Annotated in this window: 11 protein-coding genes; 5 read left to right on the forward strand and 6 right to left on the reverse strand. The window is 63.4% G+C overall.

Going from position 1 to position 15,163, the window contains the following annotated elements:
• On the forward strand, positions 1–387 hold a 387-nt coding region (locus EBBID32_RS21210), incomplete at its 5' end, for a winged helix-turn-helix domain-containing protein (RefSeq protein WP_231382278.1).
• Entirely contained in the window at positions 387–1,751 is a 1,365-nt protein-coding gene (locus EBBID32_RS21215; protein WP_006966873.1) for an ATP-binding protein, read from the forward strand. The genes EBBID32_RS21210 and EBBID32_RS21215, both read left to right, overlap by 1 nt.
• A gap of 3 nt (positions 1,752–1,754) precedes the next feature.
• Here EBBID32_RS21215 and EBBID32_RS21220 read toward each other — a convergent pair whose 3' ends face one another.
• The gene (locus EBBID32_RS21220) at positions 1,755–2,138 is read right to left on the reverse strand and encodes a c-type cytochrome (protein WP_006966875.1); all 384 of its coding nucleotides are present in this window, start codon (positions 2,136–2,138) and stop codon (positions 1,755–1,757) included.
• Positions 2,139–2,438: 300 nt separating this feature from the next.
• Complete coding sequence (locus EBBID32_RS21225) at positions 2,439–3,938, reverse strand: CoA-acylating methylmalonate-semialdehyde dehydrogenase (protein WP_037492383.1); 1,500 nt, start codon at positions 3,936–3,938, stop codon at positions 2,439–2,441.
• 136 nt (positions 3,939–4,074) lie between these two features.
• Here EBBID32_RS21225 and EBBID32_RS21230 point away from each other — a divergent pair, with 136 nt between their 5' ends.
• Positions 4,075–5,682, forward strand: a complete 1,608-nt coding sequence (locus EBBID32_RS21230; RefSeq protein WP_006966879.1) for an AMP-binding protein — start codon at positions 4,075–4,077, stop codon at positions 5,680–5,682.
• On the opposite strand, the gene EBBID32_RS21235 is transcribed toward EBBID32_RS21230, so the two are convergent.
• On the reverse strand, positions 5,679–7,265 hold the full coding sequence (locus tag EBBID32_RS21235) for a family 43 glycosylhydrolase (protein ID WP_006966884.1): 1,587 nt from the start codon (positions 7,263–7,265) through the stop codon (positions 5,679–5,681). The genes EBBID32_RS21230 and EBBID32_RS21235 overlap by 4 nt on opposite strands.
• A gap of 158 nt (positions 7,266–7,423) precedes the next feature.
• Positions 7,424–10,198, reverse strand: a complete 2,775-nt coding sequence (locus tag EBBID32_RS21240; protein ID WP_081628154.1) for a TonB-dependent receptor — start codon at positions 10,196–10,198, stop codon at positions 7,424–7,426.
• 464 nt (positions 10,199–10,662) lie between these two features.
• Between EBBID32_RS21240 and EBBID32_RS21245 the strand changes: the two genes are divergently transcribed.
• Together EBBID32_RS21245 and EBBID32_RS21250 are read left to right on the forward strand one after the other, a co-directional pair.
• A complete protein-coding gene (locus tag EBBID32_RS21245) occupies positions 10,663–12,096 on the forward strand; it encodes a pectate lyase (RefSeq protein ID WP_037492387.1) in 1,434 nt (477 codons plus the stop codon).
• The gene (locus EBBID32_RS21250) at positions 12,093–12,518 is read left to right on the forward strand and encodes a cupin domain-containing protein (protein ID WP_006966892.1); all 426 of its coding nucleotides are present in this window, start codon (positions 12,093–12,095) and stop codon (positions 12,516–12,518) included. Before EBBID32_RS21245 ends, EBBID32_RS21250 begins: the two co-directional genes overlap by 4 nt.
• A 373-nt stretch (positions 12,519–12,891) precedes the next feature.
• Here EBBID32_RS21250 and EBBID32_RS24315 read toward each other — a convergent pair whose 3' ends face one another.
• A complete protein-coding gene (locus tag EBBID32_RS24315) occupies positions 12,892–13,269 on the reverse strand; it encodes a hypothetical protein (protein WP_156022642.1) in 378 nt (125 codons plus the stop codon).
• A gap of 352 nt (positions 13,270–13,621) precedes the next feature.
• Positions 13,622–15,163 carry a carboxylesterase/lipase family protein gene (locus EBBID32_RS21255; protein WP_037492379.1) on the reverse strand — a complete coding sequence of 514 codons (1,542 nt, stop codon included), beginning with the start codon at positions 15,161–15,163 and terminating at the stop codon, positions 13,622–13,624.

Here is a 15,163-nt window from a genome sequence, read left to right on the forward strand (position 1 = left end):
CTTCGGGCCGACTGGGCCAACCTGCTGCGCCGGGGGCGCGGCGACACCGGAACGCAGGGCAGGACGGGTGCGATGCGCTATGCGCATTTTGGTCCGTGGCGGCTCGATCTGGTGCAGCGACGGCTGATCGCGCCCGACGACCGGCTGGTCATGCTGTCGTCGGCCGAATATCGGCTATTGTGCCACTTTATCGAGCAACCCAATATCGTTCTGGGACGGGAAGCATTGTTGCCCGAACGGCGCGCCACCGCCGCGTTCGACCGCTCGATCGACCTCCAGATCAGCCGCTTGCGTCAGAAACTGGCCGACGTCGCGGGCGGCAGCGAACTGATCCTGACGGTGCGCGGCGAAGGCTATGTGCTGGCCAGCGCGGTGGATTATTCGTGATGAGGCGACTGGGCGGCCGGGTTCGCAGCTTTTTCCGGTCCATGGCCGGCCAGATTTTCGTCATCCTGACGCTGGGCATGTCTATCGCCGCGATCATCGCTTTGCTGGTGGCGGAACAGACCCGCCGCCATGATTTCGAGCGGGTGCGGCGGCAGCGCGTCGTGGCCAGCGCGGTGGACATTGCCGACCGCCTGCGGCGTGATCCCGCGCGAATAGAATCGATGATGGCCGATCACAGCATCATGGGTGCCGCCCCGGTGCCGCAGGGCATCTCGCTCACCGAACCGGATACGGCCCTGCAACAGTCGCTCGCCGAACGCTTTGGTCCGCATTCGCAGCCAGAGGCAGGGCAGGTGCCTACCGGCCTGTGCTTTGCCACCTATACCGGCCGGTGGGAACGGGCGGCCGGGCTGGTCGATGCGCCGCGTCCCGACTGCTGGATCGTCCGCTTCACCGATCAGGCCGGGCAACGGCGCGAAATGGCGCTCAGCTTCCCGCGCCTCGCCAAACCGCCCAGCACCATCTTCAATCCGCTCTATTTGCTGGTCATTGTCGCGGCGTCGGCGGGGCTTGCAATATTTGTCGCCCGGTTCGTGTCCAAGCCATTGCGCAGGCTGGAGCAGGCAGCGGAGGCTTTCTCGGTCTCGCTCGACCCGGAGGAAATTCCCGAACGCGGGCCGGAAGAAGTGCGCGCCGCGCTCTCAACCTTCAACCTGATGCAGCGGCGCGCCCGCGCGGGCTTTGCCGAACGGACCCAGCTGCTCGCCGCGATCAGCCATGACATCCAAACGCCGCTCACCCGGCTGCGGCTGCGGCTGGAACTGGTTGAGAATGTGGAGTTGCGCGCGCGTCTGCTCGCCGATCATGAAGCGATGCAGCGGCTGGTGCGCGAAGGGCTGGATCTTGCCAGCAGTACCGAGGCGCGGGAGGAGTGGTCGGTCATCGACATCGACTCGCTGCTCGCCAGCATGGCCGAAGATGCGGAGGAGCTTGGCGCGCCGGTGCGATTCCTGACCGGCTGCGGCGGGACTGTCCGGGTCAAGCCCAATGCGCTGACCCGCTGTATCGCCAATCTGGTCGATAATGCGGTACGCTATGGCGGCAGCGCCGACATCGGGTGCGCGCGGGCAGGCGGGCGGGTGCTGATTCAAATCCGCGACCATGGACCGGGCATCCCCGCCGACCGGCTCGACCAGATGTTTGAACCCTTCACGCGCGGCGCTACCGGTCAGCCGGGCGGACGCACCGGGACCGGCATAGGCCTCACCATCGCCCGATCCCTCGCCATGAGTTTCGAGGCGTCGGTGCGGCTGCGCAATGCCGATGATGGCGGCCTGATCGCCATCATCGACATGAAGGCATGAAGCCTATTTCGCTTCGGCCTTGAGATAGGCGATCAGATTGGCGCGGTCGGCAGCCTGCGGCACGCCGGCAAAGGCCATGCGGTTACCCGGAACAAGGGCATTGGGCTTGGTCAGGAATGTGTCGAGCGTCTTGGCGTCCCAGCGGATCTTGGCCTTCTGCATCGCGGGCGAGTAAGTGAAGCCTGCCACCGTGCCCGATGTACGGCCGAACAGACCCGCCAGATTCGGTCCCATTTTCTTGGGTCCAGCCTTGACGTCATGGCACAGCGCGCAACGGGCGAACACGATCTTGCCCTTGGCGGGATCGCCAGCCTGGGCCAGCGCTGGCGTGGCGGCCATTGCGACCATGGCGATTGTCAGTCCAGTCAAACTCCGCGCGATTGTCATGCTTCAACTCATCCCTTCATTCTGCCGCCGATTCTTCATCAACGTGCGATGATCTCCCTATGGCAGTCCGAATGTGAACGGTGATTGAAGCATGTTCGCCACCGCAGCAAAGCCGACTGCCAGCGGCATGGATGTATCATGGAGTTTCCGCAGGGCAACCGGACTTTGCAAGTGTGCGGTGATGAGCCAGTGGCAAAGGAGGGCCACACGGTCGCCCGCATACCCCGCCTGCCGAAAATCGAAGCAGATAAAGTTTGATAACAAGGATTATGTTAAATCATATATCATCTGCGCCTATGTTCAGCTCATCGTCGGGATAACGAAACTCTGGTCCGTCACCGCGCCGCCGCTCGGCCAGCGCTGGGTGATCGTCTTGACCCGCGTATAGAAACGCACCCCATCCATGCCATATTGGTTCATGTCGCCAAAGCCAGACCGCTTCCAGCCGCCAAAGCTGTGATAGCTGACCGGTACCGGGATCGGCACGTTGATGCCGACCATGCCGACCTCGACATTGGCGCAGAATTTGCGCGCATAGTCGCCGTTGCGGGTAAAGATCGCGACGCCATTGCCATATTGATGTCTGCTCGGATAGCTCAGCGCTTCCTCGAACGTCTCCGCCCGGACCATCTGGAGCACCGGCCCGAAAATCTCCTCATTATAGCTTTTCATGTCCGGCTTCACATGGTCGAGCAAAGTGGGCGCGAGGAAGAAGCCTTCCTCAAAGCCCTGCAACGCAAAGCCGCGCCCGTCGATGACGAGTTCAGACCCTTCATCAACCGCCATCTGAATATAGTTTTCAATCCGTGCCTTATGGGCCGAACTGACCACCGGACCATAATGGGCGTCGGGGTCGCTCGGCACGCCGACGCGCAGGCCCGCAATGCCGGTTTCCAGCTTGGCCCGCAGCGCCACTGCCGTCGCTTCGCCCACCGGCACCACCACCGGCAACGCCATGCAACGCTCGCCCGCCGATCCATAAGCCGCGCCCAATATGTCCGCGACCGCCTGGTCCAGATCGGCGTCTGGCATGACGATGCCATGATTCTTCGCCCCGCCCATGCACTGCATCCGCTTGCCGTTCGATGCGCCACGGCCATAGACATATTGGGCGATGTCGGACGACCCGACAAAGCTGACCGCGCGGATCGCCGGATTGTCGAGGATCGCGTCCACCACCTGCTTGTCGCCATGGACGACGTTCAGGATGCCTGCGGGCAGCCCCGCCTCCATCGCCAGTTCCGCCAGCCGCACCGGCACCGACGGGTTCCGTTCGGAGGGTTTCAGGATGAACGCATTGCCGCACGCGATCGCTGGCGCGAACATCCACATCGGGATCATCGCGGGGAAGTTGAACGGGGTGATCCCCGCCGCGATGCCGATCGGCTGGCGCATCGAATAGACGTCGATCCCCGGCCCTGCGCCTTCGGTATATTCGCCCTTCAGCAGGTGCGGGATGCCACAGGCAAATTCCACCACGTCCAGCCCGCGCTGAATGTCGCCCTTCGAATCCGAATGGACCTTGCCATGCTCGGCCGACAGCATTTCGGCCAGTTCATCCATATGCTTTTCGATGAGCGCCTTGAGATTGAACATCACTCGCGCCCGCCGCTGCGGGTTCATGGCGGCCCAGGCTGGCTGCGCCGCCTGCGCATTGGCGACGGCCGCATCCAGTTCGGTGGGATCGGACAGGCGAACCTGCGCCTGCACCTTGCCGGTGGCGGGATCGAACACGTCGCCCAGCCGGGTGGAGGTCGATGCCTGATGTTGGCCGCCGATGAAATTGTCGATGATGCGCATGATGCCCTCGCATGAACTGATCGGTTGCCCATAAAGGAGGATCGGACGCATCGAAATATCGCTGCTATTTTGATCGCCGGGACGGTGGATTGCCACCCCGCTTGCCCGTGCCGCCATACTCCCGCATTTCTGCGCCATGCCCGAAATCGCTTCCCCCCGGCGCACGACGCCCACCGGATGGTCTGTCCGCCGCGACGATGCCTTGGCGGCGCAGGCCTATAAGGACGGCTGGTGGCAGGCGGAGACCGCCGCCCACGCGCTGGTCCGCGCGGCCCGCGACACGCCCGACCGCATCCTGCTGATCGACGGCGACACCAGCCTGACCGCCGCCACCCTCCACGCGCAGGCCACCCGCCTGGCGCAGGCGATGCTTGCCCGCTTCACACCGGGCAGCGCCATCTCCTTCATGCTGCCCAACTGGCATGAAGCCGCGATCATCTACATGGGCGCGACGCTCGCGGGCATGGTCGCCAACCCGATCCTGCCCTCGCTGCGCGATCATGACCTGCGCTTCATCCTCGCTGACCTTAACAGCGCGATGATCTTCATCCCGGCAAGCTTTCGCGGCCATGATTATGCCGCGATGCTCACCCGCGTCACCCCGGCGCTGGGAAGTCCGCCCGCCGTCATCGTTCTGCGCGGGGATGCTGGCCAGCACATCGCCTTTGCCGACCTGCTGGCGGAAACGGGCGACGCGCCGTTCCCGACCGTCGATCCCGATGATGTCCGTATGGTTATGTATACCAGCGGCACCACCGGACGGCCCAAGGGCGTCCTCCACAGCCATAACAGCATCAACGCGCTGATCCGCCAGATCGGCCGACACTGGCTGGTCGAACCGGGCGACCATTTCCTCGTTCCCTCCCCGGTCAGCCATATTGGCGGGTCGATCTACGCCTTTGAAACCCCGCTGCTGCTGGGCACGACCGCGATCCTGATGGAATATTGGAACCCCGATGAGGCCGTCGCCATCATGACCGCCCGGCATTGCACCCATATGGCCGGGGCGACCCCCTTCCTCCAGCATCTGCTGGCCTCGGCCCGCGCCGCAGAGACGCGCCTGCCCGATCTCAAACTCTTCATCTGCGGCGGCGCATCGGTCCCGCCCAGCCTGATTCGCGACGCTGCCGCCTATTTCGACAAGGCGATCGTCAGCCGCGTCTATGGCTCTACTGAATTGCCGGTCACCACTGTCGGCGTGATCGACCCCGCCGACCGCGATCATGCCGCCGATACCGATGGCCGCGCTGGCATCGCCACCATCCGCATCGCCCCGGACGGCGAAATCCGCGCGCGCGGGCCGCAGATGATGGTCGGCTATCTCCATCCGGAGGATGAGGAAGGCAGCTTCGACGCGGACGGCTATTACCGTAGCGGCGACCAGGGCGCATGGATAGACGGCGACCATCTGGTCGTCACGGGCCGGATCAAGGATCTCATCATCCGCAATGGCGAAAATATCGCGCCCAAGGAGATTGAGGATCTACTGATCGGTCATCCCGGCATCCTTGAAATCGCCATCGTTGGCATCCCCGATCCGCGCACCGGCGAACGCGCTGTCGCGGTCATCGTGCCGAGCGGCGACGCAACTCCGGACGTTCCCGCCATCGCCGATTTTCTTGGCCAGCATGGCGTCGCCCGCTTCAAATATCCCGAAAGCGTCGTGCTCCGGGATGCCCTGCCTAAAAATGACGCGGGCAAAGTGCTGAAGGCGGCCATCCGCGCGACGCTGACGGCATCCTAGAGCGCCCGGAACCGGAAATTGCGGAACCGTGCCTCGCCCGGACCCGCAGCATAGAGGCCGGGCCGCAGCATCAGAAATCCGCCGCGCACATTATGGTGATAGCCCGACACTTCCATCCCCCGGTCGAAGCGGCTCCATGTCCGCCCGCCGTCACCACTCAGATGATAGGCGATGATATGGTGGCGATTGGTCACCTTCATCGTCAGCTTGCGGCCATGGGGATTGGCGGGGCGGCCCCGCTCCATGCCATATTGGTGGGTGACGAAGCGCGTTTCGTCAAAGCCCAGCCCGCAATACAGCTTGTCGTCGTAAAAGAGCAGCAGCCCTGCCGTCCCGCCCGGCGCAATCTCGATATCGCACTGAAATTCATAGGACGGGTCGCCCGCGATCAGCAGCAGTGGTGACGAATTGACCGGCGCGGTCCCACGCCCTTTCAGCACCAGCGCGCCCTTCTCCACCCGCGCCCGGCTTGCCTCGTCCGGCGCTGGTCGAAAGAAATTCCATTTCGCCCCCAGATTGAGCGTCGCAAAATCGTCCGACAGCGCCATGCCATGCGGAACCGCCCTACCTCCCCGCGGCTTCGCGATCGGCTGCGACAGATCGCCCCCGGTCATGCGGAACCAGCCATCCGCCGTCCACTCGACCGGATCGAGCAAGGTCTGCCGCCCCAACGTCCACAGCCCATTTTCAAAGCCATGATAGACGGCCCACCAGCTGCCGTCCGGTGCCTCTACCAGACTGGCATGGCCGCGCGACCACCAGCGTTCGGACAGGCTTTGCGTCCGCACCAGCGGATTGCCGGGATGCTGCTCCCATGGCCCATGGATCGAACGGGATCGCGCCGCGATCACCATATGCCCGGTCGGCGGCCCCGCCGTCCCGCCCACGGCGGTCAGCATATAGAACCAGCCGCCATGCCGATGGATTTTCGGGCCTTCCGGTGAAAAGCCCTCGACATCCCAGGTATCGGGATAGCGCCAGGGATCATAGACATGCTCGACCGCGCCAACCGTGGACAGTCCGTCCTCGCTCAGCCGGATACGGTCCCCGCCCGACAGGAACAGCCAGCGGCTGCCATCCTCCCCCACCGCATGGCAAGGGTCGATATGTTCATGGAGTTTCAGGTCGATCGGCTCGCTCCACGGCCCGTCGATGCTGTCCGCATGGATGACGAAGATGCTGTTCGGACTGGCCTTGACCGGGATATAGATGAAGTAGCGGCCCTCATGCTTCTCCAGGCTGACCGCCCATACCGACCCGATATTCTTGTGTAATGCCGCCCCGCGCGGTTGCCAGTTGATCAGGTCCCGGCTGTGCCAGATGGTGACGCCCGGATAGCTGTCGAACGTCGAAAAGGTCATATAATAATCCGCCCCATCCTTCAGGATGGCGGGATCGGGCCGGTCGCCCGAAATCAGCGGATTAAGGAAACGCCCGTCGCCAAGGTCCGCGATACGCTGATTGTCGAAACCGCGCTTCCAGTCGGTCGCCGCCGGGGACGCCGCGGCCGCTTCCGTACCCAGCAAGGCCAGCGCACTCCCGACCAGCCCACCCGTCATCGCATCGCGTCGGCTGATCGTCATAGGGCGCTCCTTATCAAAAACTCATCCTCCCCTTGCAAGGGCGGTGGATGGCCGAAGGCCAGACGGAGGGGTGTCACCCGATCGACCGAACGACAGCCCTCCTCCTTCAACAACAGAAAAACCGGGCCGCCCGTGCAGAGGCGGCCCGGCCATGAGCCTTACATCTTGAACCGCGCGCCCACCTGGAACGTGCGCCCGTAATGCAGTTGCTCATAATTGCGATTGGCATCCAGATCGGTGTAACGATCACGATATTCGTCGGTCAGGTTGATGCCCTCCAGCGACAGCTCGATCCAGTCCGTCAGCTTGTAGCGCATTGAAGCATCGACGTTGATCGTGCTGTTATAGCCCTCGAACACGTTGCCCGTGCCGCTATTCTGGTCGATATAGCCGCTGCGATAGCTGGCCGACACACGCGCGCTGAACTTCTCATCCTCATAATAGAGTGTTCCGTTGAAGGCGCGCTTGGACAGGCCGAACAGGGTTGCGCTGCGGACCGCTGCAATATTGCCGCCGCCCGGCACCACCGCCGGACCCGACACCGTATAATCGGCGCTCGATTGCACGAAGGTCGCATTCACGATCCCGCCAAAATGCGACAGGAAACCGGGCAGGAAGGTGAAGGGCGCCTGCACCGACAATTCGATGCCCTTCAGGCTCGCCCCGCTGCCGTTGACGATCGTACCGATCGCCCAGCCTTCGGCCCGTTCGGGTTGGCCGGCGGCAGGCGAACTTGGCGGGATGACCGACAGCGGCAGGCCAGTGGACGCGAATGTCCCGTTGATCGTCTGGCCAATCGGGAAGCTCTGCACATCCTTCTTGAACACGGCGACCGATGCGATGGACTGCGGCGCGAAATACCATTCCAGTGCCAGATCATAAGCGGTCGCGCGGAACGGATTGAGGTTTGGATTACCGAAATTGACCCGGTAATTGAACCCGTCGACCGATCCACCCGGCGTCAGGTTACCCAGCGATGGCCGCGTCATCACATCGGCCGCCGACGCGCGCACCACAAAGTCGGGGTGCGGGAAGAAGGCGATGTTCATCGCTGGCAACCAGTCCTCATAGGATCGCGACACGCCAACCAGCGTACCATTATTGAGGCCGGTCGAACTCTGATCGGTCTTGACGTAGCGGATGCCCGCATTGGCCGCATATTCCAGTCCGAAAATATCGCCCTTGGCGTCGAACTGGAGATAACCGCCGGTCGTCTTTTCCACCACGCCGCGCGTATTGCCCGCGTCGATCGCAGCGGTGCGATCATACAGGTTGGTAAAGTCCGTACCCGCCGCCAGGTTGGGCACCAGCCACTGCGTCGTCGTCCCCGCAGGCGCATCCGCGCCTTTCAGCGTGAACATCTCCGCCAGGGCCGCCGTCACCGGGAAGCCATAGACAGCGCTCGGACCAAAGGCCGACGTCGGCGAACAGGCCAGCGTTCCCAGCACCCGGTCCACGCCGCCATTGCCGCACACCACCGTATCGCGGCTAAAGCCTGCCGTATCGAAGGAGAAGCGGCGATAGACCGCACCCGCCTTGACCGTGAAGCCCTCCGTCACGTCCCATTCGGTGCGCAACTGCATCGTGCGGAACTTGTTGATCGTGGACGACGGCCGGTCGCGGATTTCGGCCAGCTGGAAATTGGCGGGATCGGTGACGCTGGTGCCGAATGTCAGCACCGGGCGCTTCATATTGCTATAGTCGTACTGATAGCCCTGTGCATCGCGGTCATCGAACACCAATGTCGTTTCGACCGGGATGGACGCATCCGACTTGGAAAAACCGCCGAGCAGGGTGAAGCGGAAACTATCGCCAACATCCTGATCCCAGCTGCCGCCCAACTGGTAGAATTTCGTCTGCGACTTGCGCAGATAATGTTCGGTCCGCACCCAGGCGTCGTTCAGCGTCGCGGAAATCAGGTTGTTGTTGCTGTCGTAAACCGGGTTCACGACATTGATCGAGCGCTCGTTCGACCGCAACAGCACTTCGCCCCATTTCTCCTCGCGCGTCTCGCGGAAGCGGGAGAACAGGCCGTCGATCGAAACCTTGGTCGCGTCCGAAGGCGACCACTGGATCGACCCGGTCACGCCCAGACGCTCACGCTCCTGCGCAATTTCGCCATAGCGCGGAATACGCGGGTGGAAGGCCAGCGCTGCCCTGTCGCAACCTGCGCTCGGCACATAAGCGCCGCCGCTATTGGGCGCGGTGAAGCAGTTGACGCCATCGACACTGTCGAACCGCGCCTGCGACCAGCGCACCGTATTATTGCCCATCTGGAGCGTATCGAGCTTGGAATAGGCCGCAGACAGCGCCACGCCCCATTGCCCGTCGGGCGATTTCCACGACAGCAAACCGGCGGCGCGCGGCCCCCATTTTTTGCTGAGGTCATTATAGGAACCCGTCGCCGATCCGACGAAAGTGAAGCCATCCTTCCCGGCAAGCGGATTGCCGGTGTTCAGATCCACCACCGCGCCCAGCGATCCTTCGTCGAGCGAGGCTTCGGCGGTCTTGTGGACCACCAGCGAGCTGAACAGTTCGGACGCGAACACGTTGAAATCGAACGCGCGGTCGCGGTTGGCGCTGGCGCCATCGGTCGAGGTCGCAACGGTTTCCATGCCGTTCACGCGCACACGGGTAAATTGCGCGCCCAGACCGCGCACCGTGATCGCCCGGCCTTCGCCGCCGTCACGCTGGATCGAGATGCCCGGAATACGCTGCAACGATTCCGCCAGATTCTGATCGGGAAATTTCGCAATATCTTCCGCCACGATCGCATCGACCGATCCGACCGACTGGCGCTTCAGGTTGATCGCCGCGCCCAGCGACTGGCGGAAACCGGTGACGACAATGTCGGCAACATCGCCCTCGTCCGCACTTTGTGCCGGACCTTGCGGCACATCCTGCGCCAGCACCGCCGTCGGCATCGCCAGCATGATCGCCGCGACGCTCGCCCCGGCCAGCCAGCGCTGCACGCCGCCCTGATTATTGCCCTTCCGAATCTGCACGTTCCGCTCCTTCCCTGTTGTCGATACCCGTCCGGCCCTATCGGCGAACGGGGCATGGTCTATCGGCAGGATCAGGGGCGAATCGTCTCGCTTGCGCCCTCTCCTGCCCGTGCCGCCGCCAGCTGTTGCTGGTCCGTTGGCGACACTGGAAACCGGTGTCATAACCGACGCCATAAATGCGCGCCGTGTTTCCGGCTGTCAATATAGGGAGGCGATTATTGTTGGATGATGGCCGCATTGCCACAGTCGTCGCAATTTTCGCCTAGCTGCTCGCCCATTATATCGCCCATGGGGGTAGGGGCGGGAAGGATTGCCGGACACCGGTGTCACAAGAGACTTGCGACAGATGGCATGCAATGGCACACCCATGGTCAAAGAGAGGAACCATGATCATGCCTGCCCCCCGGTCCCGCCCCCTTTGGTTACTGCTCGGCGTCGCGATGGCCCAGTTGCCGACCGTCCAGCCCGCCGCCGCCCAATCCAAGCCGCGCCAGGCGACCACCGCCCAAACCGCCTTCCCCGGCGCGGTCGGTTGGGCCGCGACCACGCCCGGCGGCCGGGGCGGCCGCATCCTGCGCGTCACCACCCTCGCCCCCGACGGTCCCGGTAGCTTCAAGGCCGCGCTGGAGGCCAAAGGCCCACGCATCATCGTGTTCGAGGTTGGCGGTATCATCGACATGGCCCGCCAGACGCTGAAAATCACCGAACCCTTCGTCACCATCGCGGGGCAGACCGCCCCCTCCCCCGGCATCACCCTCATCAAGTCCGGCATCGACATCGCCACCCATGACGTGGTGATCCGCCATATCCGCATCCGCACCGGGGTCGATGGCCAAGCCAAGATGAGCGGTTGGGAGGCCGACTCCCTTTCCACCGTCGCGGCGCACAATGTCGTGATCGACCATTGCAGCTTCACCTGGGCGATTGACGAGAATATGTCCGCGTCCGGCCCCCGCTTCACCGGCAAGACCCCGGACGACTGGCGAAAGGGCACCAGTCACGCCATCACCTTCTCCTATAATATCGCCGCCGAAGGCCTCGCTGACGCCAGCCATCCCAAGGGCGAACATAGCAAGGGGACGCTGATCCACGACAATGCGAGCGAGATACTGATCTACCGCAACGTCTATGCCCATAACAAGGAACGCAACCCGCTGCTGAAAGGCGGCGCGCAGGTCCAGATGGTCAATAATATCCTCTATGATCCGGGCGAACGCGCGGTCCATTACAACCTCATGGCGCTCGAATGGGGCGATCATCCCTACCAGACCGGCAAACTCTCAGCGGTCGGCAACGTGTTGCGCGGCGGCGTATCGACCGCGCCCGGCATGCCTTTCCTGACGCTGGGCGGCGATGGCGATCTGGACTATCATGGCAAGGATAATATCGCGGTCGACCGCTTCGGCGTCGCCCTGCCGATGTTCGGCCGCTACGGCGAAACCCGCGCAAAAATCAACGAACTCGCCACCCCGCCGATCTGGTGGCCCGGCACCCAGCTGCTGCCCGTGCGCGACGTGGAAACCCATGTCCTCGCCCATGCCGGCGCCCGCCCATGGGATCGCGACGCCGACGATCTGCGCGTCCTCTTCTTCGTCGCCGAAGGACGCGGCGAAATCATCGATGATGAGCGGCAGGTCGGCGGCTATCCGAAAATGGCGCAAACCCGCGCGCCCTTCGTCGCGGCCGACTGGAACCTCGACACGATGGAACCGAAATCGGGCCGCTATCCCGGGCAGACTGGCGAGATCGCCGAACATCTGTCCGACCGCGACAAGATGATGCGCCAAAGTCCGGCACCGCGTGCGCAATCAGGAGAAACAAAATGATCTTCGCCCCCCTCCTCCTCGCAGCAACCGCTGTCGCAGCGTCACCCGCGCCGCCCATGGCCGTGATCGACGAACAAAGCGTCCGCCGCGAAGAGCCGACCCCCCACGGCAAGATCGGTCTCAGCACCGCCTACCGCATCAGCGACGCCGCCCCCCAGCCCCGCACCATGGAGTTCCGCAAACGCATCCTCCATGTCGGCTCCGCCATCGGCCTCCACCCCATCGCCCATGATGAAGTCTATTATGTCCTCTCCGGCACCGGCGACGTGACATCAGACGGCAAAACCCAAAGCCTCACCCCCGGCATGGCCGCCTATCTCTACGACGGCGCGGTGGTCGGCATCCGCCAGACCGGCAAGGAACCGCTGGCGCTGATCATCAGCTATCCGGTGAAGCAAACGGTTAGCGAAAAGGCAAAGTAGCGCACGCGATCTTCTGCCCCCCGCCCACACCGTTCATTTCGGCACAGATATGTGGGGAAAAGATCCTAGCCAAATCCCCCCAACCCCCGTCGTCCCCGCGCAGGCGGGGATCCATCTCTCGCCATACGCCTTGCTACATTGCGCGCATAAACGTCGCCGCCCACAATCAAGCCGCCCAAACAGTCCCACCCACCACCGTCACCCCGGACTTGATCCGGGGTCCAGACACTCAGCGCTCAAGCGACCCACTACCCTCGCGCCAATGGATGCCGGGTCAAGCCCGGCACGACGGAATGGGTTGTTATGCGACGTTCTGCTTTTAGCGGAAACATCAAAGGCCGACATTTGGATAGCCAACAACAGACAGTTTCAGTTAGCAGGGGCCGTGCCAAAACAGGCCGTAGTTCAACTCCGACCAACAATCAGAAAGCCATCCAAGATTTCGTTTGTCAGGAGCAAAGCCATATCCCCAGCCTCCATCGAAAAATGGTCTCGTGCCGATGTGCAACGAGCCATAGTAAACAGTAACGGAATACGGTTCCAATTCGGCGATTGCAGGCGGCCATTGATCTTTCGGAATGTCAGTAGATTGTCCGTGAGCGCTGATTGGATGCGCCGCCATCAAACTCTGGGATTCGGCTGCTATCGCCTTCAAATTGGCCTGATCATGGGTAGGGTGCGGGAAAGCGCTATATGTACCGAGCGCTGTTAAAATAATGATCGGCAGCCCGATACGCAGGCATCCGCTCAATCGGGCTCTCCTCGGTAGTGTCATGGAATGGAACTTACACCTGCGCTAAATGTCCGCAAGTCGACTGCCTAGGATTGTTGTCCACTGTCGAAGTTTGGCCGTTTACGAATGGCGCTCACAACCGCCATTCCACCCTTGCCCCATCCCACTGTCCTACACCCCCACCCCCTGCTATACCGCAGCCCGGCTCCTTCCCATCGTCCACCCCCTCCCCGGCTCCGCACTTCCCGTGCGCGCCGACGCAAAACTTCGCCCCAAATCTCCATAAGCGACATGGGCGAAGTTAGCGAAGTTCCGCACCCCATCCCCTCCGCGTCCCCGCGCCTCCGCGTGACCCTAAATCCTTGTTTAATCAGCTCCCCGACTGAATATAGGGCGCCCGCGCAAACAGCATCCGTTCCCAGCCACGCGGATCATCTTCCACCCGGCTTGTGGCGTCAAAGATCATCGTCGCCCGTCGATCCAGCCGATATTGCGGCCAATCCGCCCGTCCAGCCCGCGCAAATTGGACAAAGCGCGTCATCATCGCCGCCGATGCCGCCCGCGCGCCCGCGCCGGTCCCGGTAAATGACCCCGGCGCATCCAGCGTCCCGAACGCCAGCGCAATATCCATCGTGTGCGGCGCACCCCGCCTGGGCTGGGTCGGTGACTGGAAATCGACCTGATATACCCAGGTTGGCGCATCGGCCCGCGCCCGCGCCTCCGCCTCGATCACCTGCCCCGGCCAGCTTCGCCCTGCCGTGGTCGCGGCATAGAAGATCCGCTCTGCCGACCAGTCGGGAAAGCGCGCGCGATACTGGTCCACGATCCACTCAGGCGACAGGTCGATCCGCAATTCTCCCGCCATCCGCGCCGCCAGATTGCCCCAGTCCAGCCCCCGCAGCAGCGGTCCGTCGGGGTCGATAAAGGCCCGCGTCTCGTCCAGCGTATTGCCCAGCATCATCGGGATCGGATTGCCCTGCGGCGCGGCGTCGGGCCAGAAGGGATGCCGGTCCAGCGACCGCATATCCAGCACCGGTCCCATATAGACGCCCCCGCCCAGGATCGGATCGGTTGCCTCCAGCCCCTCGATCAGCCGCGCGACCGGCATCGTCAGCAACGGTGCCAGCGCATCGGGCTTCGCCCCCAGCCGGTCGAGATAGGCCGCCGTCCGTCGCGACGCATTGATCGGTCCGCTGGCCGTCACCTGCTGCCCGCTCATCGTGATCGCGCGGTGGAACAGCCCCTTGGCGGCGGGCATTGCCATCATCGTCGCGATCTTCGCCCCGCCGCCCGACTGGCCAAAGACTGTCACATTGTCCGGATCGCCCCCGAACACGGCGATATTGTCCCGCACCCAGCGCAGCGCCAGTATCAGGTCCAGTTGCCCGGCATTGCCACTATCGGCAAAGCGCGGATCGAGCCGCGCGAGATAGAGATAACCCAGCGCATTCAGGCGATGGTTGACCGTCACGACCACGACATCGCCCGCCGCCGCCAGATGCCGCCCGTCATTCAGCGGATCGACCACGCTGCCATTGGCGTAAGCCCCGCCGTGGATATAGAGCATCACCGGACGCTTGGCGGAAGGCTCTGTCCCCGGCGTCCAGATATTGAGAAACAGGCAATCCTCGCTGGTCCCCGCCTGCATCGCCCGCTGCGGACAGGATGGCGCAAAAGCGGTGGCGTCAACGATCCCGCGCCAGGGTTCAGGCGCCCGCGGTGGCTGGAAGCGGCGCTGCGCCGTGTCCTGCCCATAGCGGACGCCGCGAAACACATACAGCCCTGCCTCCCGCCTGCCCCGGATCCGCCCCTTGGTCGTCGCAACGACCGGATCAGGGCGCGCAGCGAAAACGGGCGCAGCGCACAAGCCAATGGCCCCCGCAACAAAGCGGCGGCGGTCCACGCCGGCCAT

Source organism: Sphingobium indicum BiD32 (genome assembly GCF_000382885.1).
GTDB classification, from domain to species: Bacteria; Pseudomonadota; Alphaproteobacteria; order Sphingomonadales; family Sphingomonadaceae; genus Sphingobium; species Sphingobium japonicum_C.

Coding starts and splice junctions, on each gene's coding strand:
- EBBID32_RS21220 (WP_006966875.1), bottom strand. CDS start 2,138: ATGACAATCGCGCGGAGTTTGACTGGACTGACAATCGCCATGGTCGCA.
- EBBID32_RS21225 (WP_037492383.1), bottom strand. CDS start 3,938: ATGCGCATCATCGACAATTTCATCGGCGGCCAACATCAGGCATCGACC.
- EBBID32_RS21215 (WP_006966873.1), top strand. CDS start 387: ATGAGGCGACTGGGCGGCCGGGTTCGCAGCTTTTTCCGGTCCATGGCC.
- EBBID32_RS21250 (WP_006966892.1), top strand. CDS start 12,093: ATGATCTTCGCCCCCCTCCTCCTCGCAGCAACCGCTGTCGCAGCGTCA.
- EBBID32_RS21240 (WP_081628154.1), bottom strand. CDS start 10,198: ATGCTGGCGATGCCGACGGCGGTGCTGGCGCAGGATGTGCCGCAAGGT.
- EBBID32_RS21230 (WP_006966879.1), top strand. CDS start 4,075: ATGCCCGAAATCGCTTCCCCCCGGCGCACGACGCCCACCGGATGGTCT.
- EBBID32_RS21255 (WP_037492379.1), bottom strand. CDS start 15,163: ATGGCCGGCGTGGACCGCCGCCGCTTTGTTGCGGGGGCCATTGGCTTG.
- EBBID32_RS21235 (WP_006966884.1), bottom strand. CDS start 7,265: ATGACGATCAGCCGACGCGATGCGATGACGGGTGGGCTGGTCGGGAGT.
- EBBID32_RS21245 (WP_037492387.1), top strand. CDS start 10,663: ATGCCTGCCCCCCGGTCCCGCCCCCTTTGGTTACTGCTCGGCGTCGCG.